The sequence below is a fragment of the Streptomyces sp. NPDC050211 genome, assembly GCF_040656035.1.
Lineage (GTDB): Bacteria > Actinomycetota > Actinomycetes > Streptomycetales > Streptomycetaceae > Streptomyces.
Map to the genome: position 1 here is coordinate 48,421 of NZ_JBFALC010000005.1, position 24,014 is coordinate 72,434.

The following is a 24,014-nucleotide window of genomic DNA, read 5'->3' on the forward strand; positions in this document are numbered from 1 at the left end:
GTCATCGCGGAACATGATGCATGCGCTCCTGCTGATCCGCGGCTGCCTCGACAGCGATGTCAGGGGTGATTCGGATCCGTTAGCAGGCTTTCCATGACTCCTTCGGGAAGCCGCTTCCTGAGCTGGCCGGAGAATTCGCCGTCGACAAGCACGAACGCCATGTGGGCAACCGCTTGGGAGCGGTTCTCCCAGCGGTGATCGGTGCCCCGCTGTACGACCACGTCCCCTGGCCGCAGCACGGTCTCCGTGTCGTCGAGCACCAGGACGACCTCCCCCTGCAGCACGATGCCGTAGTCGACGGTCTGCGTACGGTGCATCGGTGACACGGCCCCCGGTGGGAACTCGTTGATCCTGATCTTCGTCCCGTTCGGGTCGGGCGGCACGGTCAGGGAGATCTGCGTCGGCTCCGGTTCGTCAGGGTCTATACGGGCCGGCGTTTCGCGGGTGTTCCACAGCTCGTGGAAGACCGCGCCGTCCGGTGCGGTCCGCACCACGGGCGGCGGTCCGTCCGAGAGGAACACCGATTTTCCGTTGTCGTCGTGACCGGTGACGACCCGGCGAGAGATCCAGCTCATACAGCTCACCTTTCAGCGAACGAATGAAATCAGCGTGGTGAATGAATCGGCGCGCTGCCGGAAAAGGGCACAGCGCAGCCCGCCGTCCGGTGCGGAAAACACCGCAGGGCGTCAGAGGCGGAAAAAGCGGAGGGCTTTACACGGCGTCGAGCGCGTCGGTGAACGCCTTGGTGCCGCCGTGTGCCGAGAATCCCCCGTCGACGGTGATCTCGGCGCCGTTGACGTACGCCGACTCATCGGAGAGGAGGTACACCACCAGCGGTGCCACCTCCTCGGGGACCCCGGCCCGGTTCATGGGCGTCATCGACAGATGCGCCTTCACGAACACGGGGTTGGCGTTGGCCATGATCGGTGTGTCGATGTATCCGGGGTGGATGATGTTCGTACGGATCCCCCGGGGAGCCAGCTCCAGCGCCGCGACCTTCGACAGTCCGCGCAGTGCCCACTTGCTGGCGGTGTAGGCGACCGCGTGGTGCGCGACGAGTCCGGCGACCGAACCGACGTTGACGATCGAGCCTCCTTCGCGCATCAGTGGGGCCATGGCCTGCATGCCCAGCAGTGCGCCGGTGGTGTTGACCGCGAAGGCCCTGTTCCAGTCGGCGACGTCGACCTCGCCGAGCCGCGCGCGTACCGGCACGCCGGCGTTGTTGACCAGGCCGTGCAGGGGACGGCCGAGTGCCTCCAGCCAGTCGGCGAGAGCGGCCCAGTCGTCGGGTGAGGAGACGTCGAGGTGCCGGTAGCTGACGTCCAGGCCCTGGGCGGTCAGGGAGGCGGCGAGGGCCTCGCCGTCCTCGCCGAGGACGTCGGTGGCGAAGACGGTGGCGCCCTCGCGGGCCGCGGCCTCTGCCTCGGCGGCACCCTGGCCCCGGGCGGCACCGGTGACGACAACGCTTCGGCCTTCCAGACGCCTTCGACTCACGGCTTCCTCCTGTTTCCCGCCTGTGTCCCGTCCGGGCACTCGGCCGTACCCGGCACGGGACTCACGCTAGGAAGCGGAGACGAGATGCGGAAACGGTTGTTGCCGATGGCTGGCATCCGGAGCCGCCATGGCTTGAACGGCGGCAGCGCCGCTCGCCGATGCCCCGGCGGCGGGAGCCGGCATGCCGGGTTCGGCCAGTTCCGCGCCGACGCGACGGACCACGCCGCGCAGCCACGTGTGCCCAGGGTCCGTATGGCGCTTGTGATGCCAGTACATTGCCTCGACCAGCGGCAGCTCGTCGGGGAACGGCGCCGGTACGACGGCACAGTGCGCGAAGCCTGCGTACCGGCGGGCCAGCCGCTCCGGCACCATCGCGACCAGATCGGTGCCACTCACCACGAACGGCAGGACACTGAAACCCGGGGTGCTGACCTGGATCCTCGGAGTGATCCCGAGCATCTCCAGCTGACGGTCCGACGGGGTGAGGTTCTTGGCGAATCCGGCCGCGGCGTGCGGCATCTCCGCCAGGTCCCGAAGGCTCAGCCGTCCGTCCACCAGCCGTGGGTTGTCCGGGTCGACGATGCACACGAAGCGGTCGCGCAGCACAGCCTCGTTGACCCCGGGCACCCCGTAGCCGAGCGGCGCGATCAGCAGGTCGTGACAGGCCAGATGCGTCTCGCTCGCCAGCTGTCCGGGCGTGGGGTGGAAGTCGATGCGCACGCCCGGCGCTTCCTGCCCGATGACCCGCAGGAGCGGCTCCACCATCACCGTCATCATGTAGTCGGACATGACGGCGGAGAACCGTTGGTCGCTGGTGGCTGGATCGAACCGACGAGTCAGGGACAGGGCCTCCTCGGCCTTCTGCAGGGACGCCTGTACGACGGGCAGGAGGCGCTCCGCGAGCGGCGTCAGCTCGTACTCCCGGCCCACCCGCACCAGCAGGTCGTCGTCGAAGTGTCGGCGCAGCCGCGCCAGCGAGCCGCTCATCGCGGACTGGCTGGTGTTCAGACGTTCACCCGCCCGGGTGACGTTCTTCTGCTGCAACAGCGCTTCGAGCGCCACCAGCAGGTTGAGATCGATCGTTCCGAGCCCCATCCGAGTCCCCTTCCGGCAACGTCGCCGAACGAGCGCCGAAACGCGGGATTAACCAGGGCGGTGAGCTTAACCGGGAGCAATCAGACACGGAAGGGGTGGCGTGCGGCCGTCACCGAGATCCATACCAGCCATCGGTGCCACGGATGACAGCCGCGACGCCACCCGTGGTGCTGGTGCGGTCCGCCGCAGCAGCCCGTGGACGTGCGGTTCTACGGTTCCCGCGCTCAGGGCCGCGGGGTACGCCCGCGCCTGCGGGCCCGAGGCAGGTAGACGTCCTGGCGGCCCGGCACGATCCGGTTGGACACGCTGCCGAGCCGTTCCACGGTCAGCGTCACCACGTCACCCGGGGTGAGCGGGGGCGGGGTCCGCTCGCCGTTGCGGCCCCAGTGCTCCGCCAGGGCGCCCCAGCCACAGGTGCCCGAGCCCAGCAGGTCTCCCGGGCGCACCCAGGTGTCGCGGCTGGCGTAGGCGATCATCTCCTCGAAGGTCCACGAGCAGTTGGCGAGGGTGTCACGGCCGATGAGGTCGCCGTTGACGGTGACGGTCATCTCCAGGTCGAGGAACCCGTCGGGGTCCCTGCGGTCCTCCACCTCGTCCGCGGTCACCAGGAACGGGCCGAGGGTGTTGGCGAAGTCCTTGCCCTTGGAGAAACCCAGCCCGAGGTTCTTCTCCGGTTTCTGCAGGTCACGGGCGGACCAGTCGTTGAACACCAGGTAGCCGACGATGTGGTCCCCGGCCTGCTCGGGCGTGAGGTCCCGCCCGGGCCGGCCGATCACGGCGGCCACCTCCAGCTCGCAGTCGAGCACCGAGCACCCGGCCGGGACCGGCACCTCGTCGTGGGCGCCGTAGGCGGCGTGCGGGTTGGTGAAGTAGAAGTTCGGCGCCCGATACCACTCCTCTGGGATGTGCTCCAGACCGTCCAGGGCCTTCGAGACGCCCTCGATGTGCGCCTCGAAGCCCACGAAGTCACGGATCGACGGCGGCTTCAGCGGAGGCAGCAACCGGACGTCCTCGACCCGCGGACCGCCGTCCCCGGCCAGGGCCCGCTCGCCCGCCTCCCGCAACGTCCCGTTCTCCAGGAGCGACAGCACCGTGGTGCCGTCCGGCAGCGGGTGGATCACCCCATCCCGGACGACACCCGCGCGCTCGGCGCCTTCGTGCTCGTATGTCGCGAAACGCATCGTGTGTCTCTCCCGTGCTCAGTGGTGGGTGGGGGTGGGTGCCCGCCGGACCGTCCCCAGCAGGTCCATCGCGTTGCCGCCGGCGATCGCGGCTCGGGCCCCCGGGTCCAGCCCTGCGGCGTCCAGGCGCGCCACCGGGTCCTCGACGCCCATGTCGAAGGGATGGTCGGTGCCGAGAACGACACGGTCCGCACCGGCCTCCTCGACCAGGTGGCGCAGTCCCCGGGGCGTGTAGACCAAGGCGTCGAACCACATGCGCCGCAGGTAGGTGCTCGGCGGGTGGGCGCAGCCCCGCGCGTCCTGGCGTACCTGCCAGGCGTGGTCGGACCGGCCGATGTACGTGGGCAGGTAGCCGCCGCCGTGCGCGGCGACCAGCTTCAGCCCCGGGAAGCGGTCGAGTGTGCCGCCGAAGATCAGCCGGGACAGCGCGACGGTGGTCTCCACGGGCTGGCCGACCGTGTTGCCGAGGTAGTGGACGGCGAGCCGTTCCCCGAGGGAACAGCCCCACGGGTGGACGAACACCACCGCGCCCAGCTCCTCGGCCTTGGCCCACACCGGGTCGTGGGCGGGGTCGGCCAGCTCGCGGCCGTCGACGGAGGTGGAGACGCTGATCCCGTACAGCCCAAGTCCGGTTACCGCCTCCTGAAGCAGCTCCACCGCGAGGTGCGGGTGCTGCAGCGGCACGGTGCCCAGGCCGCACAGCCGCTCCGGTGCCTGCGCGCAGTGCGCGGCGACCGCCTCATTGGTCGTACGGGCCAGGCGCTGCGCGAGGTCCTCGCCGGCCCAGTAGTGGTGCATGGGCATCGGCCCGACCACCTGGATGTCGACGCCCATCGCGTCGAGGTCCGCCAGCCTTGTCCGTACGTCGGTCAGCTTGGGCCGCAGCCGGGACAACTGGGCGCGGTTGGCCGCCAGCGACTCGGGCGCGTGCGCCCGCTGCTCGGCTGCGAACTCGGCCGCGAGTCCGTCCGTACCGGCGCACAGCTCGTCCGCCGCGGGGACGGCCAAGTGGCCGTGGAAGTCCACGACAGGCGTGATCATGCCGGGGCCCGCAGCGCGTCGAGGGTCTCGGTCATCAGCCGGGCGGGGTGGGCCCCCGGCGTCTCCGGGTCGATCTCCCACTCGGCCAGCTTCAGGGAGTTCTCCAGCACCAGCCGCACACGGGGCATCCGCCGTGCCATGAACGCCTTGAGCGCGATCTCGACCGGGTCGTCACCGACGACCAGCTCCGCGAGGACCACCGCGTCCTCGGCGCACATCGCCGCGCCCTGCGCGACCAGGGGCGGGCACGCGTGTGCCGCGTCACCGATCACGATCGTCCGCCCCCGGTACCACGGTTCGTCGATCATCACGGTCTCGATCCAACGGTAGTCGACCGCCGTGTCGTCGGGCAGCGCGGCGATGAGCCTGCCCCAGGTGCCGCCGTATCCCTCGCCGCGTTCACGCAGCAGGGACACCGGGGCGGACGGACCCACCAGAGAGGCGTCAAGGTTCTCGTCCAGCAGGTAGGCGTAGCACTTGTCCGGGGAGATGGGGCTGTAGCCGGCCTTGTAGCGGGGGCCGCCGTAGTAGACCTCGGGGCCGTCCATCTCGGCCGGGCGGTCGGCGACCACCCGGAAGATGGACATGCCGACCGGGCGCGGCTCGACGGTGATGCCGATCAGGGAGCGCATGTGCGACTTGATGCCGTCCGCGCCGACGACCAGGTCGTAGCTCCCCGTGGTGCCGTCGGTGAAGGTCACCTCAATACGGCTGGTCGACTGTTCCAACCGCTCGACGGTGAGGCCCAGCCGGACGTGCACCCCTTGGGCGTACACCGCGTCGCACAGGGCGTTCTGGAGGTCGGAGCGGAGCGCGCCGGCCGTCGCGGGAAGGTCGGGTCCGCCGGTGTGGGCGACCGCGAGATCGGTGATCAGCTCGCCGTCCGCCTGGCGCAGTCGCAGACCGTCGAAGGGCACCGCCCGGGCGAGCACCTTGTCCAGGACGCCCACCGAGCGCAGCGCCTTCAGCGCGTTGCCCTGGAGGGTGATGCCGTGGCCGACACCGAACCATCGAGGTGAGATCTCGACCAGGTCGACGTCGACGCCTCGCTGCGTCAGCGCGAGCGACAGCACGCTTCCGGTGATGCCGCCGCCGACGACGAGCACCTTGTCCACTGCCATGGGCATTCCTTGCCGTGTGAGATGAGAGGTATGGGAAGGCCGGTCCGTCAGCCGGTGAAGCGGGCCCCGAGTTCGTGGTAGTGCTCGACGATCGGGGCCTTGTCGAAGTACGGGCCCACCAGGGAACGCCAGCGCTGGAACCGCTCGGAGCTGCGGAAACCGACGGTGTGCGCCTCGACGCTGTCCCAGCCGACGAGCAGCAGGTAGGTCTGCGGCCGCTCCTCGCAGCGCAGCAACTCGGCCCAGCGGAAGCCGTCGGCCTCGGCCAGAACCTTGCGTCCCTCGGCGAAGGCCGCCTCGAACTGCTGCTCCTGGCCGGCCGACACGGTCAGCTCCGCGTGCTCGACGATCACCAGATTCTCCTGACGTTCCGGGTGCGACGGTCCAGCACACCCGACGCCCTCCGTCGGGTCTGCGTTGCATGACCCTCCGTGAGCGGCTACCGCGCGGTCAACGGATTCGGGCATCGCGAATCAGCACGTCATCCATCCCCTACGGCGATGGACCAGCCGGGAACCAGGCGCGATCTGGGGTGACGGGCCGTAGTGGCCGAACGTGATGGCTGGCATCGCCGATGACCATTTCCGCCGGGCCCGCGCTGCTGCCTAGCGTTCTGGGTGGATGCCCTGTCCGCGTCCCGTTTCCTGTCAGTTCCCCTGTCATCCATGGACGAGGAGTCGCTCGTGCCTGATCGTCTACCCCTGCACGCCGGGCCGTTCGCGCTCGGCACCTTCAGCCGCGAGGGCGGCGATCCGTTCCCGGGACTGGTCACCGCCACCCGGGTGCGCGATCTGTCGCACGTGACGGCGTCGGTGCGTGCGCTGATCGAGGACTGGGACGGGGTGCTGCCGCGGCTGGCCGCTCTCGCCGAGCAACCGCACACATCGGACGGCGCCTGGCACGACCTGGCCGACCTGCGCGTGCACGCCCCGATCGAGCCCGGCCAGATCCTCCAGTCAGGTGCCAACTACCGGCGTCACGTGGTGGATCTGGTCGCGGCCGAGAAGGAGAGCGTGCACGGGGCCACCCCGGAGGAGGCGCGGGCCGACGCCGAGAAGATGATGGATGAACGCGCCCGCAACGGCGTGCCGTACATCTTCCTCGGCTCGCCGCGCGCGATCTGCGGCCCCTACGACGAGGTGGTGTTGCCGGAGCTCGGCGAGCAGCACGACTGGGAGCTGGAGCTCGCACTCGTCATCGGCCGGGAAGGGCGGGACATCGCTCCGGAGGACGCGTGGTCGTACGTCGCCGGGTACACGATCTGCAACGACATCACGACCCGTGACCGGCTCTACCGCCCGGATCTGAAGGCCATCGGCACCGACTGGTTCACCGCCAAGAACGCCGACACCTTCCTGCCGACCGGGCCGTTCCTGGTGCCGGCCGCCTTCGTCGGCGACCCGTCCGACCTGCGGATCACCCTGCGCCACAACGGGGTCGTACGCCAGGACGAGTCGACGAAGGACATGATCTTCGACATTCCCCGGCTCATCGCGTACGCCTCGACCACCAGCACACTGCGCCCCGGTGACCTGCTGCTCACCGGCTCACCCGCCGGCAACGGCGCCCACTGGGGCGTGTTCCTGTCGCCCGGCGACGTCCTTGAGGCCGAGGTCACCGGCCTCGGCCACCAGCGCAACACCGTCAGGAGCATCCGATGACCTCGACCTCTTCCGACGCCTTCCAGCCCATCACCCATCTGCGTCACTTCGACCTGGCCGTGCCCGACTTCGACCAGCAGCGCACCTTCTACTCCGAGGTGTGGGGACTGACCGAGATCGCAGGCGACAGCGGCATCGCGTTCTTCGCGGCCGAGGGCAGCCCCGAGCAGTACGTCGTCCGCATCCGCAAGGACCAGCGCAAGCGCATGGATCTGGTCGCCTTCGGTGCCGCGTCGGTGGCCGATGTCGACGAGCTGGCCGCGCGGCTGGGCACCGCGGACGTCCCGCTGGTCAGCGAACCGGGCGCCATGGACACACCGGGAGGCGGCTACGGCTTTCGGTTCTTCGACCCCGACGGCAGGGTCGTCGAGGTCTCCGCGGACGTGGAGAACAGGGTCCACCGCAAGATCGAGGAGAGGGAGGCGGTCCCGGTCCGGCTCTCGCACTGCGTGGTGAACTCCACCGATCCGGCGGGACTTCGAGACTTCTACGCCCGGCACCTGGGCTTCCGGCTCTCCGACACCCTGTTCTCGCAGCACATGGGTGACCTCATGTATTTCATGCGGTGCAACCCGCTGCACCACTCCTTCGCCATCGCGCGCGGCCCCCATGTCTCCCTGCACCACGCGTCGTTCGAGATGCGCGGAGTGGAGGAGTACATGCGCAGCACCGGACGGGCGCTGCGCGCCGGGACACGGCTGACCTGGGGGCCCGGCCGCCACCTGGCGGGCGACAACACCTTCGCCTACTTCCACGACCCGCACGGCAACACCGTCGAGTACACCACGGAACTCGCCGTCCTGGAGGAGGACCTGTGGCACCCCGGACGGCACGACGTGGACGATCCGCAGACGCAGGACCAGTGGGGCACCGCCGACCCGATGAGCGAGTCGGTGGCCAAGGAACAGTTCAACGACCCCGACGTGCTGTTCGAGGCCCCGCCCGTGTGACCGGGACATGATCAGCACCCGCCGCCCCCTCTGGCCAAACGCCCCCGAAGCATCCGAGAAAGGCGCCACCGTGGCGAAGACATTCCTGAAGACCGCCGTTTCCAAGGAACAGGTCGCCGTCGACCTGAACGCCGTGCGCGCCACGGTCACCGACGTCATCGCGGACATCCGCGAACGCGGCGACACGGCAGTGCGCGAGTACTCCGAGAAGTTCGACGGATGGAGCCCGGAGTCCTTCCGGCTGTCACCGGAGCAGATCGAGGAGATCGTCTCCTCGGTGCCCGCCCAGGTCATCGAGGACATCCACTTCGTGCAGGAGCAGGTGCGCACGTTCGCCCGCCACCAACTCGACTCCCTGGGCGAGTTCGAGGTGGAGACCCTGCCCGGCGTGAAGCTCGGCCAGAAGCACATCCCCGTCCAGGCCGCGGGCGCCTACATCCCCGGCGGCCGCTACCCGCTGACCGCCTCCGCCCACATGACCATCGTCACGGCGAAGGTCGCGGGCGTGCCCCGGGTCGTCGCCTGCACCCCGCCGATCCGCGGCGAGGTCCCCGCCGCGACCGTCGCCGCCGCGCACCTGGCGGGCGCCGACGAGATCTGGCTGCTCGGCGGTGTCCAGGCCGTCGCCGCGATGGCCGCCGGTACCGACACCATGCGACCGGTGGACCTGATCGCCGGGCCGGGCAACGCGTACGTCGCCGAGGCCAAGCGGCAGCTGTTCGGCGAGATCGGCATCGACCTGTTCGCCGGCCCCACCGAGATCCTGGTGCTGGCCGACGCCGATGCCGACCCGTTCGTCTGCGCCGTCGACCTGCTCTCCCAGGCCGAGCACGGCCCCGACTCCCCCGCCGTGCTGATCACCACCTCCCGCGAGGTGGGCGAGCGGACCATCGCCGAGGTGGAGCGGCTGCTGCCCGGCATGCCGACGAAGGACTTCGCGCAGCCGGCGTGGCGGGACCACGGCCAGGTGATCGTGGTGGACTCCGTGGACGAGCTGTACACGCTGGCCGACGAGTTCGCCTACGAGCACGTGGAGGTGCTCACCGCCGACCCGCGCGAGGCACTGGAGCGAATGACCCAGTACGGTGCGCTGTTCCTCGGCGAGGGCACCTGCGTGTCCTTCGGCGACAAGGTCATCGGCACCAACCACGTGCTGCCCACGCGCGGCGCCGCCCGCTACACCGGCGGTCTGTGGGTCGGCAAGTACCTCAAGACGGTGACCTACCAGGAGGTCACGGACACCGAGTCGCAGGCCCTGCTGGGCCGGCTCTGCGGCCGGGCCGCCCGGATCGAGCTGTTCGAGGGACACGCCCGGTCCGGCGACGTACGGGCCGCCAAGGCCGCGGGAGACGAACTGCCCTGGGCGGTGCGGGCATGACCACCCTGCCCCTGCGGGACCGTACGGCACTGGTCACCGGCGGAGGGGGCCCGCTCGGGCGGGCCTTCTCCCTCGCCCTCGCACAGGCCGGGGCCCGGGTGATCCTCGTCGGCCGCAACGCGCAGGCCCTCTCCGGTGCGGCTCGCCGTGTGGCCATGGAGGGTGGCACGGCCCGCACCGCGGTGTGCGACGTGTCGGACCCGGCGTCGGTCACGGCACTCACCGACACGCTCGCCGACGAGGACATCTCCGTCCTGGTCAACAACGCGGGCGTCGCGGGCCCGGTGAAGCCTCTCACCGAGGTCGAACCCGACGAGTGGGACGGGGTTTTCTCCGCGAACGTACGCGGCGTCTACCTGATGTGCCGGGCCTTCCTTCCCTCGATGATCGGGGCCGGCCGCGGTGACATCGTCAACATCGCCTCGGTCAGCGGCAAACGCCCCCTCCTCAACCGCACCCCCTACACGGCCTCCAAGATGGCCCTGCTGGGCCTGACCCGCACCCTCGCCGCTGAGGTCGGACCCCACGGTGTCGCCGTAAACTCCCTCTCTCCCGGCCCGGTGCGCGGCCCGCGCATGGACCGCAACTTCCGGCTGGAGGCCGAACTGACGGGCAGCACACCGGAAGAGGCCGAGCGGGCGTTCGCGTCCCGGGCGGCCCTGGGCAGACTGGTGGAGGAGGACGAAGTGGCGAAGGCCCTGGTGGCGATGCTCGCCATGCCCGGACTCTGCGGCGCGGACATCGACCTCTCGGCCGGCATGATCGCCCCCTCGTGACCCACGGCTCCGGCCCCGCCGTACGTACGTGGCCCCGTCCTGCCCGACGCGGAACGCATCGTCCTCAACCTGCACCGCGCCTACGCCGAGACCACCGGCCACCCCTTCGACCTGCCCCAGGCACTCACCGACGCGATCACCTACGACTCGCACCCCCTCCACACCCAGGTCTGACCGGCGTCGGCCTACCTCACGACGCGCGCATTGCCCCACCACCATTCGAGCCCCCTTCCCGAGCTGGCTGGCACCCCTCCGTCGTGCGGGCCTCAGGTGAGCGCCTATCAGGAATTAGTACTCCGGCGATTTGGTGAGCTATCCCGCGGTTCGCCGGCACTTCGTCGTCGGTAGTGGCTGCGTCGGGCTGCCGCCTGGTGGCGTCGGCGCCAGTTGGACCAGTGCAGCAGCCTGGCCACGGTCACGGCTGGTGGGGCGAAGACGGCGACGAGTAAGTGTCGGATCTCCGGGACGGTCAGCGTGATCGGATCGCGGCTGCGGATGAAGTGGTTCGTGTCTGCGGGCCGGTCGGGGGTCGCGCCGGCGGCGAGGGCGGTGAGGAAGGCCAGGGCGAGCATGGCGAGGGTGATGTGCCGGTGCCATGAGGTCCAGTGCCTGACCTGGTAGTGGTCGAGTCCGACCTGGCTCTTGGCGGCCTGGAAGCACTCCTCGACGCTCCAGCGGGCACCGGCGACCCGGACCAGTTCGGACAGGGGCACTTCGGTGGGTGACCAGCACAGGTAGAAGGCGAGTTCGCCGGTGGACCGGTTACGTCGGATGAGCAGGTGCCGATGACTGCTGGTGCCGATGTGGATCCAGGCCCAGTCGTAGTATCGCGGGCCTTTCGCGCCATTTCCGGCACTCTGACGGTGCCAGGCGGTGGCGGGCAGACGGCTGGCGACGGTATCGGCGCGGACGGGAGTACGGCCGTTGTTGATCTTCACCCGCATCGAGCAGGCGACGGCCAGGACGTAGCCGGTGCCGCGTGCCTCAAGGGCGGCGCGGAGCTGGGGGTCCTGCCCGTAGGCTTCGTCGCCGGTCACCCAGGAGGCGGTGATCCCGGCGTCCAGCGCAGCGGCGATCATCTCCGAGGCCAGACGGGGCTTGGTGGCGAACTGCACCGTCTCGGGTATCCCGGCCCCGGTGCGGCGTTCTGGGTCATTGGACCAGGAGTGTTCGGGGAGGTAGAGGCGCCGGTCGATCAGGGTCCGTCCCCGGCGGGTGGCCAGGGCGAGGAACACGCCGACCTGGGCGTTTTCGATGCGTCCCGCGGTGCCGGTGTACCGTCTTTGCACTCCTGCCGAAGACCGGCCCTTCTTCAGGAAGCCGGTCTCGTCGACAACGAGAACGCTGCCGTCAGTACCGAGGTGTTCGGCGGCGTAGGCGCGCAAGTCGTCGCGGACAGCATCGGCGTCCCAGCGGGCGTAGCGCAGCAGACGCTGCATCGGCCCAGGCCGCGTATGGCCCGCCTGCTCGGCCAGTTGCCAGCAGTTCTTGCGTTCGACGCTCGACAGCAGCCCGAGCAGGTAGGCGCGGGCCGCGGCCCGGGGCTCAACTCGCTTGAATTTGCCCGCGATCCGAGCCATGGCCTGGTCGAACATCGCCTGCCAGCGGGCAGGGTCTACGCTATGGCCTGCGGCCATTACACGATCTTCAGGAGTCCACACAACCCCCGATGATCACGCGGTGGCCGCCCCTGTTCCCAGCTGGGTCCGCGACAAGATCGCGAAGTGAGACTGGAGTACTAACGGCACCCCGAAGTCAGTATCTATCGCCGACCAGGAGCGCCCCGACATCGTCGGTCCCGCGTTCTCCGTCATCCAGTCCGCGGTCTGCGCGAGCGTCAGCTTCTCCTCGAGCAGACGCTTGGCCGCGGCCGCCAGATAGGCGGCCTCCTCCGGGACGGCTGTGCTTGCCCGATTGTCATCACAACAACAGGTCATGTCCCGTGAACGAGCTGCCGCCTGGGGCTGTGTGGCCGGGACCCCTCCCGCTCGGGTCCGCTACAAAACGAGTCATGAAACGATCCGTGCTTCTGGCCGCTGGCGCAGCCGTAGTCGTGTTGGCTATCGGCGGCTGCTCCGACAGCGGCGGTTCCGTTGACGACAACAGATCTGCGGCTGCCACATCGTCTGCCACATCCACGCCCACGTCGGGAGAACGATCGTCCGCCACGCCGAGTCCGAGCAGCCCGAGCCCTCCCCCGCGGGACGTCAGTGTTGAGGACCTTGCCGGTGGCTGGATGCCGGTAGGCACGAGCGACGGCGTCTACACCCTCATCATCGACAAGAACGGAGACGCCGACTCGGTCGGCAGCCCCGACCCCTACTCCCTTGGCGGGGAGAGTGAACTCTGCTTCGGCTCCCTCGATGGCAAGGGCAAGGGCCGAATCAGGCTGGAGCTGGACTGCCACAGCACCGCCGACCTCAAAGGTTCCGGAGACCCGTACAAGGGCACGGTCACGCTCGAGCCTCCCCAGTCGATCAGTTCCTTCATGGACTGCGACAAGGGCCCTGGCGTGTTGGTCATCACATGGGACGACGGAGACCAGGATGACCTGTGCTGGATCGGTGACGGTGAAGCCACCCCGGAGTCAGGGAGTTAGCTCAGCCCCTTCTCCTGTCGGCTGACGACGTCCAGCTCAGTCACGACGTTGCTTCCTTCGGTCAGGAGCCGAGACCATCGTCCGCCAACGCGGCCGACGCCTCGTTGAGAAATGACACGAGGTGATGGTGCACGGCCAACAGCGCATCCTCTGCCGCACGTTCGTGTTCCTCCGTGGCGGTTCCTTGCCGCAGAACCCGGATCCAGCGGTACACCTCGCCCCGGGAAACGAGCAGTGCGCCTTCCGCCTCGAACGCGGCCGCCGTAAGGGCAGATGGCCCTTCCACCGTCACCGCCGACTGCCGTAGCTGAAGTTCGCCGTGCAGCCGTTCACCGGCCCGCGCGTAAGCTTCGTCGGCGGCGTTCAGCAGCCTGCTTCGGTCCGGTTCCTCAGCCGCCGTCATCTCGGACGCGGACTTCGCCGCCTCCGAGTGGAGGGCGTGCACTTCCTGGAAGCATTGGGCGAACGCGACATATGCAGACCGCCGCGGCTCGCGCAGCAACCGCACGTGCTCGGCGCGCAGCTGTGTCCGAGCCTGTCCACGGCCCAATAGCCCGGTCGCCAGAGCGGCACCGCCGGTGCCCAGCGCCCCCACGGCCGCGCCGAGCAGCGCAGCCAGTCCCGCATCCATGACCCGGCAGCTTAGGGCCTGCTACGACGGCGGAACGAACGAAACGAACGGGACCGACGGCCCCCAGGATCGTCCGCCGCGACAACTGCACGCACCAGACCCCGCTCGGCCTGCCCGGCGAGGGGATGCCTTCACGTCTCGGCGCGGCGGAACTTACGGTTTGTGGGTTACCCAGAGCAGTTCCGCCGGCCAGCGGTGTGCCCAGTCGGGTGGGTCGGTTTCGTTGTAGCCGTTGGGTGCTCCGAGTTCGGGCCGCGGCTCGATGAGGTCGTCGATGATGAGACCCGCGCCGCGCAGGACCTTGACCCAATCGCCATAGGTGAGCTGATAGCTGGTCGCGCCGTCGTCTTCGGCGATGGTGTTCAGCCCGAAGTAGTTCTGCTGCAGCGTCGTGGTCACGCGGCCGGCGGCTTCGTCGTAGCAAGCTTCGAACCATGGGCTGGCGACGTTGAACACCAGGCGCCCACCTCGGCCCAAGACGCGTGCGGCCTGCGGGACGGCCAGGTGCGGGGGCGCCCAGCTGAGCCCACCGAAGTCGCAGAACACCAGGTCGAAGCTGTCGGCGGCGAAGGGGAGCTGTTCCGCGGCGCCTTGCACCAGCGGGTAGCGGGCCGCTCCCATCGCCCGGGCCGCTGCGGCGAGTTGGGCTTCGGACAGGTCGAGCCCGACCACGGTGGCGCCCTCGGCGGCGAGCGCCCTGGACCACTGGCCGGCGCCGCAGCCGAGTTCGAGGACGCGCTTGCCGGTGACGTCACCCAGGGCGTGCAGGTGCGCGTCGGGGATGGAGTACATGCCCCACAGCCGGGGTGTGGCGCCGATTTGCGGGTCGTGCTCGTGCTGGTAGGCGCTGCTGATCCGGTTCCAGAGCCGCCGGTTGGCGGGGATGCTGTCCACGTGCCGACTCCAGCACTGCCTGCCGGGGGCGGTCAACACGATCAGGGCACTGGCCGGCCCACCCGCCCTCCTGCTGGAGTGGACGGCACGGCAGGACAAGGAACGGGAGACCCTCAGTACCCAGGGCAAGTGGATCGAGACCGGCCGCGTCTTCCGGGGTCTGCACGTCGTCAAGGACGACGAACAGAGCGCGGCGTAGCCGCACCATGCCAGGAGGTCCCCGGGGACCATACCGGGTTTCCCCCGACGTTCCCCCGGCCGAGTACAAAACGGACGAAACGACGAGCCGCGGTCCCTGAAGCAGGTCCAGGTGCCGCAGTCTTGATCTACGTGATTCGAGTTCCCGCAGGCCACATCGTTTCTGCGCGAAGTGTGCGAGGTGGGGCGGGTGGGACTCGAACCCACGGCCGACGGATTATGAGTCCTTTGAGGATCTTGGCGACCCTTGTCGATCAATGCTCATCTTGGCCGTTTTCCCAGGTCAGGCGGGTTTCGGTACCTCACTCCTTCTCGGCCCTTGTCTGTCTTTTCCGATCCTTGTGTCCAACCTGCGTCCAGAATGCGTTCTGGACGGACACGTGAAGCCGGCTTCCGAGGCGATCGCTCCAGCTCGGCAATGGGCCTTGGACGCGCGAGCAGCGGATTCGCCTTCCACCGCGCATACCCCGCGCCGGCCCCGAGGGGTATCCGTGGCCGTGGACCGTGGACCACGCCCGCGCCCTGCGCGTCTCGCGCCGCCGGGCTCCTGGCCGACGCGCCTGGCGGGTGATCCGGCGGAGGCGGTGCCACTCGCTCCGGCGGGCGGGCGCGTCCCCGTCGATCCGGTGGACGCCCCGCCGGCGATCTAGCGGGGGGACCCGGTGTGCTCCCGCACAGTCGCCGCCTCGCTCGCCGTCGTCCCGGCCCCCGGCTCGGCGCTCTTCTTCGCGAACCCGCGCCGGCCCGGCAGGACCGCGAGGACGATCAGGGTTCCGGCGGCCATGATGATCCCGCCGATGAAGCTGGTCTGGGCGACTCCGTGGGCGAATGCCTGGTGGACGGCGTCCACGGCGGCCTGGGCCTGCTGGGGCCCGACGGAGGGATCCTGCGCGACCCGCTCCGCGACGGCCAGGCCGGCGCCGACCGAGTCCTTGGCGGTCTCCATCGCCTCCGCCGGGAGCCGGTTGCCCACCAGGTCGGTCAGTTCGTCCCGGTAGGCCGTGCCCAGCAGCGAGCCCAGCACCGCGATGCCCAGCGCCCCGCCCAGCTCCAGCGCGGTGTCGTTGACACCGCCGCCGACGCCCAGCTCGGACTCGGGGAAGGAACCCATGATCGTGTCGGTCGCCGGGGAGATGGCCAGTCCGAGCGCGAGGCCCAGCATCATCAGCGGCACCAGGAAGTCCCCGTACGTCGACCCCTTGTCGATCTGGGTGAGCAGGAACATGCCCGCCGTGCCGATGGCCATGCCGGTCACGGCCATCACCCTCACCCCCAGCTTCGGGGCGAGCACCCCGGTCACCGCGGACCCGAGGAACACCGCACCGCCCAGCGGCAGCAGCCGTACACCCGTCTCCAGGGCGCCGTAGCCGAGGACGAACTGCAGGAACTGCGTCGCGTAGTAGATCACGGCGAACATGCCGAAGAAGAAGAACATCACCGCGAGCATCGAGCCGCTGAAGGGCCGCAGCGCGAACTTCCGGACGTCCAGCATCGGGTGCGGGTGCCGCAGCTCCCAGGCGACGAAGGCGACCAGACCGACGCCGGCGACCACGGCGGCGGCGACGGGGCCGACGCCCCAGCCGGAGTGCGGGCCCTCGATGGCGGCGTAGATCAGGGAGCCGACGGTGACGATCGACAGCAGACCACCGACGTAGTCGATCCGGCCCATGCCCTCCGCCTTGGACGGCGGTACCAGGGCGAGCGCGCCGACCACGGCGAGGAGGGCGATCGGCACGTTGATCAGGAAGGTCGAGCCCCAGGCGTGGTCCTCGAGCAGCCAGCCGGAGACCAGCGGGCCGACGGCTACGGCTACCCCGGAGGTCGCGGCCCAGGCGGTGATGGCCTTGGCCCGCTCGCTCCGGGGGAAGGTCGCGACCACCAGGGACAGCGTGGCCGGCATCACGACCGCGGCACCGATACCCATGATCGCGCGGGCCGCAATGACCAGCGAGGTCTCGTCGACCAGGCTCCCCATCACCGAACCGGCGGCGAAGATCAGCAGACCCAGCACCAGCGCGCCGCGCCGGCTGTACTTGTCGCCGATCGCGCCCAGCACCAGCATCAGCGCCGCGTACGGAACGGTGTAGCTGTCGACGACCCACTGCAGATCACTGCTGCTCAGGCCCAGGTCGGTGGTCATGTCGGGGGCGGCGACGATCAGCGACGTGTTCGCCATCACCGTGATCAGCAGGCTCAGGCACAGCACGAGCAGCGCCCACCAGCGCCGCGCGTACGGCCCGGGCATCTTCTCCACGGGGGTATTTGCAAGGAAGGGCATCAGTAGCTCCTGAGAGGGACGGGGCGGACGAGCGGAATCACTTGACTGCCCGTGCGACGAGCGGATGACGGGCTGAGATCTCCGGGCTTCAAGATCACGCTGTGGCCCCTTGTCGGCTTCCCTCGGCGATCCCCTGGAGGGCCGCATCGGTGTCCGCGATGGCCAGCACCTTGTTGATGTCGATGCCGGCCAGCGCGCCGGCCGCTGCGGAGGCCCCGACCTGGGCAACCGGATCGGTGACGTTGCCGGCCACCCACACACCCGGCACCTCGGTGGTGCCGTCGACACCGGAGGCGAAAGTGCGGCCCGTCGGCAGGTCCCGCACCGGCAGGCCCAGACCTTCCAGGCCATGGGTGCGGGCCTGCATCTGCGGGGCGACCGCGAGGACGCGGCGGGCCACGACCTGGCCGTCGGCCAGGCGCACCCCGGCAAGGGCACCGTCCTCGTCGTCGACGACCTCGGTGACCGGGGTGTCGATGACACGGATGCCGCGGGCGGCGAAGCGGGCGCGGCTGTCCTCGTCCAGGTCGGTGCCGTGGGTGAAGTAGGTCAGGTCCTCGGTCAGCTGACGGAACAGAAACGCGTGGCCGATGGATGCCGGGCCGGTGGCGAGGATGCCGATGGGCTCATCGCGCACCTCCCAGCCGTGGCAGTACGGGCAGTGCACCACACTGTGTCCCCAGTGCTCGGCGAGCCCGGGCACCTCGGGCAGCACATCCTTCAGGCCGGTGGCCACCAGGACGCGGCGGGCGGTGACGCTGCGGCCGTCGGCCAGGGTGACGGTGAACCGCAGGTCCCCGTCCGCCGACGGGGCGGCGGACTCGGCCGAGACCACCTCACCGAACACGACGCGTCCGCCGTACTGGCGCACCTGCTCCCGGCCCCGTCGAAGGATCTCGGACGGCGGGGTGCCGTCCAGGGCGATGAGGCCGTGCACGGCCTCCGCGGGCGCGTTGCGCGGGGAACCGCTGTCGATCACGACGACCGAGCGGCGGGAGCGGGCGAGGATCAGTGCACCGTTCAGCCCCGCGGCGCCCCCGCCGATCACCACCGCGTCGACGGCCCCCTCGGGCAGAGCGTCGCTCGCGTACGGAGGAGTCGCCGCAGCCACGGCCTCCTGCCTTTCCTGATCAGTCATGGTTCGGTCAATCCTTCGAGTTCTGGGTGGTTGGAGGGGGCAGCCGTTCAGGAAGCACAGGACGCGGGCGGCGACCGTCTTGGGCTGTTGTGAAGAGTCCGGCCCCGGTTTGCTGGGGTCGTTCGTGATGTACAGATCCAGTACGTCGATGAACGCCGTCGCCAGGATCGCGAGGATCAGACCGTGCCTTGTCGGCCTGGAGGGCATCGCAACGCCAGGCGTGCACGCAGCCTGTCCGGTGAGCTCAGGACCGTTGTGTACTGAACAGTCAGAAACCTAAGCGGTTCTGTACTAAGTTGTCAAGTACGGCAGGTCGACCCTCGCTCACCACAACGGCAGCAGCAATGCACCGATCAGGGCGGGGCCCGCGAAGGCGGCGTTCACGTACATCACCCACCGCCACGACGCCGTTCGGTGAGCATGCCGCCGGGCAGCAGCCCGAACCGCTCGACGGCTTCGGGCCCGTGGCCGCCTCCGAGGACCTTGCCAGTCACGCAGCGCAGCCAGCCCCTGCACCGCGTGCCATTCAGCCCGGCGTCAGCGAAGGCGACATGGCCGAACTCGGCGCCCCGCCCCAGGTCAGTTCGCCTGAGCCGTGTGCTCGGACAACGGGCCCGCACGGCTGTGGGGGGACCCCCGCAGCAATGGGGCGGTCCTACCCGAGCAGGCTGCGCCGGCGGCGATGCCTCTCATCGGAGGGGCGGTCCGGCAAGACCGTCCCTGACGGGCCACCAGCCCACTACACTCCCGACGATGCCTCTGACCAGGTCAGACAGCGAAACGGCGCTGGAGTGCCAAGGGTCAGGCCGTGATCAGCTCCGGTGGTACCGGCAGTGTCATGAGGCGGAGCAGTTCAGCGACTTTGGCGTCGAGTTGTGCTCCGACCTCGGCAATCCGGGGATCGCCGAAGCCGGCGAATTTGCTCGACGGTTGGTCGATGCTGAACTGCACGCGGCCGGAGGCGGTCTCGTAGATCGCGGTGCGCAGCGGGGCGTACAAGATGATGCCGGGGTCGTGCCGGAACATGGTTTCCGCGATGACGTTGTTTCCCATCATGTAGGTGACGGCGCGGTGTTGATGTCCCGAAAGCCGCATCACCGGCATAGGGTCCAGGGTCCAGAAGACGGCGAAGGAATGGGGTGTGCGGTCGGCGGTGTATGCCTGCACCCGTGCGAGGTCAACTGTTGCGATCACTTCGACGAGTTCGGAGAAATCGATGGCGGGTACCAGCGATTCGTAGCGCCGGCGGACGTCATCGAAGGAGTCGTCGGTGTCGATGACAAGGCGGTTGACGAGGTGGGGGACGGCCTGAGTCATGGCACTTCCTCATGTCCTGACGGAGATGGGCGGCGGGTACCGATAGCTGCCGGGTCAGGTCAGGCCGCGTCGAGCAGGATCCGCGCCATCTCGTCGGGACGCTCCAAGGCGGAGAAGTGGCCGGTGCGGGGCACGGTGATGCGGTGGACGTCCGCCAGCGCGTTGGCCACTCGGTCTCGTTCGGCGGGCCGGGACCAGTCGTTCTCGCTGTAGACGAGGGTGACGGGTGCCGACACGCGCGGGTAGCGTTCGCGGGCCCGGTCGAATCCCTTGAGGCTGCGGAAGATACCTCGGGACACCTTGTCGTAGCCCTTGCGGCGGCCGCTCCTCAGCAGCTCGGTGATGAAGTCCTCGGGCAGCTTGGTCTTGTCGACGTAGCCGCCCTGCAGAATTGCGCGAAAGACGGGCCGCGGCTCTTGGGTGGCGAAGAAGGGGCCCAGCACGGGCATCCGCACGCTGGAGATGATGAGGCGGGCGATCCAGTTTCCCCGCTCCCCGCCCTGGGGGTAGTCGTAGCTGTTGAACGCCACGACCCGGCTGACCCGGTCTTTGAGGTCGATGGATGCCGACAGGGACAGGGCGCCGCCGAGTGATTCGCCCGACAGGGTGACGTCGTGCAGGTCCAGTCCGCGGACGAATTCGACGACCGCGGCCCGCAGCTGCGGCTCCTCGTACTGTGCGCCGGGGACGATGTCGGACCATCCCATCCCGGGCAGATCCAGCGCGTAGACCGTGTAGTGGTCCCACAACAGCGGGGTCACCCGCTGGAAGTAGTCGAGCTGGCCGCGCACGGTGTGCATCAGAACGAGGGCGGGGCCGGTGCCCACGGTGTAGTAGCGCAGCCGCGAGCCGTCGGCTCGGGTGAAGAACCGCACCTCGCCGCGGCCGTTGCTCCAGGTTCTCGCGTACGTCGCGTCGGGAGACTCGTCGCGTTCCATGGTTCTGTCCTCTTCGGTGAGGAGAATGCCGCAATACGGGCATTCAATTTATTTCTCTGGTCTGTGAAGTTGATCAGGTGCAAAGAGGTTCGGTCGCCCGAAGTGTCCTGTCTCAGAGAGCACCGCCTGCGCTCTGGAGTCGACGTCCTGGCCGACGTCACCCCCGCTGCGGTCGATGCCGGTGCCCTTGGTCACGAGGGCTCCTGGGCCGGGTCGGGGACGGTGTCGGGGTCGGTGGCGGTGAGGGGGAGCAGCACCTGGAAGCGGGTGTCGCCGGGTACGGACTCGACCTTCAGGTCACCGTGGTGCTTGTTGACGACGATCCGCCAGGAGATGTCGAGCCCCAGCCCGGTGCCCTCGCCCACCGGTTTGGTGGTGAAGAACGGGTCGAAGATCCGGCCGCGGATCTCGGCCGGCACTCCCGGGCCCGTGTCGCGGAACTCCACCAGCAGCCGGTCGTGCACCACAGCGGTGCGTACGGTCAACGTCCCTTCGCCGCCCGCGCCCTTGATGGCGAAGACCGCGTTGTCGATCAGGTTGGTCCACACCTGGTTCAGTTCGGCCGGGTAGGCCGGAATCCTCGGCACCGAACGGTCGTACTCCTTCACGACCTTGACCTGTGGACCGATCTTGCCCGACAGCATCAGCAGCGTGCTGTCGAGGAGTTCGTGGACATCGGCGACCTGGTAGGGCGCGCGGTCCAGCTGCGAGTACTGCTTGGCGGCGTCGACGAGGTGCGAGATACGGGTGGTGGAGTCCTCGATCTCGGACATCAACAACTCGGCCTCGACCGTGTAGGTGAGCCACCCGATGGCACTCGGCAAGATTTCCTGCTCGTCGACGGCCGCCGCGATCTGCTCCAGCCAGTCGACGTCGAGACCGCCCTGCACGACGGCCGGCGCGATCTGCCAGCCGTTCTGGACACCGTGGTCGTCCAGCCAGTCGGCGAGTTCGTCCTCCCGGTCGGACGCTTCGAGCGGGCTCAGTGCCGGCGCCTTGGAGACCCGTTCGGCCGTACGCTCCTGGAGGTCGACCAGGGCCTTCAGGGCGTCGCCGTGGTAGGGGCCCGAGGCGATGACGCCGAGCTTGTTGCGCATGTGCGCGACCCGGTCCCTGAGCGACGAGGTGGCCCGTACGGCCGCCGCGGCTGGGTTGTTGAGCTCATGGGTGAGACCTGCGGACAACGAGCCCAGCGCCAGCAGTCGTTCGCGCTGCCCGACGGCACGCTGAAAGGTCTGCGAACCGAGGAAGAGCCCCTCCAGGAGATGGATGGCCATCGGAAACCACTCGTGCATGAAGTTCGCGAACGATTCGGCGGGCAGCACGAAGAACCGCGTCGGCTCCGACACTCGCAGCGAGTTCATGTACCGCTGCGGTTTCCCGTCCCCGACGTACGCCATCACGGCCCCCGCGTACACCCCTGGCTGGGACGTGCGGCTCACCTCGATGTCGTCGCTGCCCACCCGGCGTGACATGACGACCGCGCCCTCGATCATCACGTAGAAGCAACTCGCCGGGTCACCTTCGGCGAACACCGGCCCCGGGTCGAACAGTTCGATCCGACCCTCGCTGCACAGCCTGCCGAGCTGCTCGGAGCTCAGCTTCTCGAACAGGAACAGCGAACTGATCTCCGCCGCACTGCACGGCATCACCCGCCCGCTCACGACTGCTCCAGATACCGGTGTACGAGCATCACGGCCATGGCTCCCTCTCCGACGGCGGACGCGACCCGCTTGGCGGACTCCGCGCGCGCGTCCCCGGCGACGAACACGCCGGGGATGTTGGTCTCCAGGTGGTACGGCGGCCGGTCCAACTCCCAGCCCACCGGCGGCCGCCCGTCGGCGGTCAGGTCGGGTCCGGCGAGGATGAACCCGCGCTCGTCCCGCGACACCGTGCCGTCCAGCCAGTCGGTCAGCGGGGCCGCGCCGATGAACACGAACAGCCACTGCGCGTCGACGAGTTCGGTCTGACCGCTCGTCGTGTCGCGCAGCATCAGCTGTTCCAGTTGGTTTTCGCCGTGCGCGGCCTCGACGACCGTGTGGGCCCGTACGAAGATGTTCGGCGACTCGGCGATCTGCTGGATCAGGTAGTGCGACATCGACGCGGTGAGGTCCGCGCCGCGCACCAGCAGGGTGACCGACTTGGCGCCCCGCGACAGGTACATCGCCGCCTGCCCGGCCGAGTTGGCGCCGCCGACGATGTACACGTCGTGGCCCTGGCAGGCGGCGGCCTCGGTGAGCGCGGACCCGTAGAACACCCCGCGGCCCGACAACTCGTCGGCACCCGGCGCCTCCAGCTGCCGGTACGACACACCGGTCGCCAGGATCACGCTGTGCGCCGCGATCTGCGACCCGTCCGCGAACCGTACGAGCCGGGCCGCCCCGCTGCTCTCCAGACCGGTCACCTCCCGCGCGGAGAGGATCTCGGCGCCGAACTTCGTGGCCTGGCGTCGCGCCCGGTCGGTGAGCTGGCCGCCGGACACCCCGTCCGGGAAGCCCAGGTAGTTCTCGATCCGTGAACTCTGACCGGCCTGCCCGCCGGTCGCCGACCGCTCCACGAGCACCGTACGCAGACCCTCCGAGGCCCCGTACACGGCCGCGCCGAGCCCGGCCGGGCCGCCGCCGATGACGACCAGGTCGTAGAAGTCGGCCGTGGGTGTCGTCGCCAGCCCCACGTGTGCGGCCAGGTCGGGCACCTCCGGCTCGACGAGCGCCGTACCGTCCGCCGTGATCACCACCGGCAGCCGCTGCCCGTCCTGCCCCGCGGCCGCCAGCAGCCGCTGCCCCTCGGGCTCGTCGGTGGAGTACCAGCGGTACGGCACCTGGTTGCGGGCCAGGAACTCCCGTACGTCCGACGAGCGCGCCGACCACCGGTGACCGACGACCTTGGTGCTCGGCATCGGCCGGAAGTCACTGCACCGCCACGCCTCGAGCAGGTCGTCGAGCACCGGGTAGAGCTTCTCCTCCGGCGGGTCCCACGGCTTGAGGAGGTAGTGGTCGAGGTCGACGACGTTGATCGCGTCGATCGCCGCGTTCGAGTCCGCGTACGCGGTCAGCAGCACGCGCCGGGCGCCCGGATAGACGTCCAGGGCCTGTTCGAGGAACTCGATTCCGTTCATCTGGGGCATCCGGTGGTCGGCCAGGATCACCGCCACGAGGTCGCCGCGCAGCTTCAGCTCCCGCAGCGCCTCCAGCGCGGACTCGCCGGACTCCGCCCGCACGATCCGGTACGAGGCGCCGTAGTGCCGCCGCAGGTCACGGGCGACGGCCCGGGACACCCCGGGATCGTCGTCCACGGTCATGATGACGGTCCGCGCAGCGTCCA

Annotated in this window: 22 protein-coding genes; 6 read left to right on the forward strand and 16 right to left on the reverse strand. The window is 69.3% G+C overall.

What is annotated here, in order from left to right; translation table 11 throughout:
* Positions 1 to 59: 59 nt before the first annotated feature.
* From AB0I98_RS07420 to AB0I98_RS07450, 7 genes are all read right to left on the reverse strand, one after another.
* Complete coding sequence (locus tag AB0I98_RS07420) at positions 60 to 575, reverse strand: cupin domain-containing protein (RefSeq protein WP_362936638.1); 516 nt, start codon at positions 573 to 575, stop codon at positions 60 to 62.
* Between the two features lie 136 nt (positions 576 to 711).
* Positions 712 to 1,494, reverse strand: a complete 783-nt coding sequence (locus tag AB0I98_RS07425) for an SDR family oxidoreductase (protein ID WP_362936641.1) — start codon at positions 1,492 to 1,494, stop codon at positions 712 to 714.
* A 66-nt stretch (positions 1,495 to 1,560) separates the two neighbouring features.
* Positions 1,561 to 2,589: a LysR family transcriptional regulator gene (locus tag AB0I98_RS07430; protein WP_362936644.1), complete on the reverse strand. Its 1,029-nt coding sequence runs from the start codon at positions 2,587 to 2,589 to the stop codon at positions 1,561 to 1,563.
* A 224-nt stretch (positions 2,590 to 2,813) separates the two neighbouring features.
* The gene (locus AB0I98_RS07435; RefSeq protein WP_077004375.1) at positions 2,814 to 3,770 is read right to left on the reverse strand and encodes a fumarylacetoacetate hydrolase family protein; all 957 of its coding nucleotides are present in this window, start codon (positions 3,768 to 3,770) and stop codon (positions 2,814 to 2,816) included.
* Positions 3,771 to 3,788: 18 nt separating this feature from the next.
* Positions 3,789 to 4,811, reverse strand: a complete 1,023-nt coding sequence (locus AB0I98_RS07440; protein ID WP_362936647.1) for an amidohydrolase family protein — start codon at positions 4,809 to 4,811, stop codon at positions 3,789 to 3,791.
* Positions 4,808 to 5,932 (reverse strand): FAD-dependent monooxygenase, encoded by a 1,125-nt coding sequence (locus AB0I98_RS07445; protein WP_362936650.1) that lies wholly within the window; start codon positions 5,930 to 5,932, stop codon positions 4,808 to 4,810. Before AB0I98_RS07445 ends, AB0I98_RS07440 begins: the two co-directional genes overlap by 4 nt.
* 47 nt (positions 5,933 to 5,979) lie before the next feature.
* Positions 5,980 to 6,285, reverse strand: a complete 306-nt coding sequence (locus AB0I98_RS07450; RefSeq protein WP_362936653.1) for an antibiotic biosynthesis monooxygenase — start codon at positions 6,283 to 6,285, stop codon at positions 5,980 to 5,982.
* A gap of 330 nt (positions 6,286 to 6,615) precedes the next feature.
* Here AB0I98_RS07450 and AB0I98_RS07455 point away from each other — a divergent pair, with 330 nt between their 5' ends.
* The 4 genes from AB0I98_RS07455 (at position 6,616) to AB0I98_RS07470 (ending at position 10,697) form a co-directional block, all read left to right on the forward strand.
* Positions 6,616 to 7,593 carry a fumarylacetoacetate hydrolase family protein gene (locus tag AB0I98_RS07455; protein WP_362936656.1) on the forward strand — a complete coding sequence of 326 codons (978 nt, stop codon included), beginning with the start codon at positions 6,616 to 6,618 and terminating at the stop codon, positions 7,591 to 7,593.
* Positions 7,590 to 8,543 carry a VOC family protein gene (locus AB0I98_RS07460; protein ID WP_362936659.1) on the forward strand — a complete coding sequence of 318 codons (954 nt, stop codon included), beginning with the start codon at positions 7,590 to 7,592 and terminating at the stop codon, positions 8,541 to 8,543. Before AB0I98_RS07455 ends, AB0I98_RS07460 begins: the two co-directional genes overlap by 4 nt.
* 85 nt (positions 8,544 to 8,628) lie before the next feature.
* Positions 8,629 to 9,921, forward strand: coding sequence for a histidinol dehydrogenase (gene hisD, locus AB0I98_RS07465; protein ID WP_362937142.1), 1,293 nt, complete (start codon positions 8,629 to 8,631; stop codon positions 9,919 to 9,921).
* Positions 9,918 to 10,697: an SDR family oxidoreductase gene (locus AB0I98_RS07470; RefSeq protein WP_362936662.1), complete on the forward strand. Its 780-nt coding sequence runs from the start codon at positions 9,918 to 9,920 to the stop codon at positions 10,695 to 10,697. The genes hisD and AB0I98_RS07470 overlap by 4 nt, the downstream gene beginning before the upstream one ends.
* Positions 10,698 to 10,978: 281 nt before the next feature.
* Here the strand turns inward: AB0I98_RS07470 and AB0I98_RS07475 are convergent, their stop codons facing one another.
* Positions 10,979 to 12,277, reverse strand: a complete 1,299-nt coding sequence (locus tag AB0I98_RS07475) for an IS701 family transposase (protein WP_362937145.1) — start codon at positions 12,275 to 12,277, stop codon at positions 10,979 to 10,981.
* A 656-nt stretch (positions 12,278 to 12,933) separates the two neighbouring features.
* Here AB0I98_RS07475 and AB0I98_RS07480 point away from each other — a divergent pair.
* Entirely contained in the window at positions 12,934 to 13,296 is a 363-nt protein-coding gene (locus AB0I98_RS07480) for a hypothetical protein (RefSeq protein ID WP_362936665.1), read from the forward strand.
* Positions 13,297 to 13,357: 61 nt separating this feature from the next.
* Here the strand turns inward: AB0I98_RS07480 and AB0I98_RS07485 are convergent, their stop codons facing one another.
* Positions 13,358 to 13,927, reverse strand: a complete 570-nt coding sequence (locus AB0I98_RS07485) for a hypothetical protein (protein WP_362936668.1) — start codon at positions 13,925 to 13,927, stop codon at positions 13,358 to 13,360.
* Positions 13,928 to 14,080: 153 nt separating this feature from the next.
* Entirely contained in the window at positions 14,081 to 14,821 is a 741-nt protein-coding gene (locus AB0I98_RS07490) for a class I SAM-dependent methyltransferase (protein WP_362936671.1), read from the reverse strand.
* On the opposite strand from AB0I98_RS07490, the gene AB0I98_RS07495 reads away from it, so the two are divergent.
* Positions 14,811 to 15,020 (forward strand): hypothetical protein, encoded by a 210-nt coding sequence (locus AB0I98_RS07495; RefSeq protein ID WP_362936674.1) that lies wholly within the window; start codon positions 14,811 to 14,813, stop codon positions 15,018 to 15,020. The genes AB0I98_RS07490 and AB0I98_RS07495 overlap by 11 nt on opposite strands.
* A gap of 645 nt (positions 15,021 to 15,665) precedes the next feature.
* Here the strand turns inward: AB0I98_RS07495 and AB0I98_RS07500 are convergent.
* From AB0I98_RS07500 to AB0I98_RS07525, 6 genes are all read right to left on the reverse strand, one after another.
* A complete protein-coding gene (locus AB0I98_RS07500; RefSeq protein ID WP_362936677.1) occupies positions 15,666 to 17,297 on the reverse strand; it encodes an MFS transporter in 1,632 nt (543 codons plus the stop codon).
* A gap of 94 nt (positions 17,298 to 17,391) precedes the next feature.
* Positions 17,392 to 18,435, reverse strand: a complete 1,044-nt coding sequence (locus tag AB0I98_RS07505) for an NAD(P)/FAD-dependent oxidoreductase (RefSeq protein ID WP_362936680.1) — start codon at positions 18,433 to 18,435, stop codon at positions 17,392 to 17,394.
* An 801-nt stretch (positions 18,436 to 19,236) separates the two neighbouring features.
* The gene (locus AB0I98_RS07510) at positions 19,237 to 19,752 is read right to left on the reverse strand and encodes a DUF302 domain-containing protein (protein WP_362936683.1); all 516 of its coding nucleotides are present in this window, start codon (positions 19,750 to 19,752) and stop codon (positions 19,237 to 19,239) included.
* A 59-nt stretch (positions 19,753 to 19,811) separates the two neighbouring features.
* Entirely contained in the window at positions 19,812 to 20,690 is an 879-nt protein-coding gene (locus tag AB0I98_RS07515; protein WP_362936686.1) for an alpha/beta hydrolase, read from the reverse strand.
* Positions 20,691 to 20,881: 191 nt separating this feature from the next.
* Entirely contained in the window at positions 20,882 to 22,354 is a 1,473-nt protein-coding gene (locus AB0I98_RS07520; RefSeq protein ID WP_362936689.1) for an ATP-binding protein, read from the reverse strand.
* Positions 22,351 to 23,991 carry an FAD-dependent oxidoreductase gene (locus AB0I98_RS07525; RefSeq protein ID WP_362936692.1) on the reverse strand — a complete coding sequence of 547 codons (1,641 nt, stop codon included), beginning with the start codon at positions 23,989 to 23,991 and terminating at the stop codon, positions 22,351 to 22,353. The genes AB0I98_RS07520 and AB0I98_RS07525 overlap by 4 nt, the downstream gene beginning before the upstream one ends.
* Positions 23,992 to 24,014 lie beyond the last annotated feature (23 nt).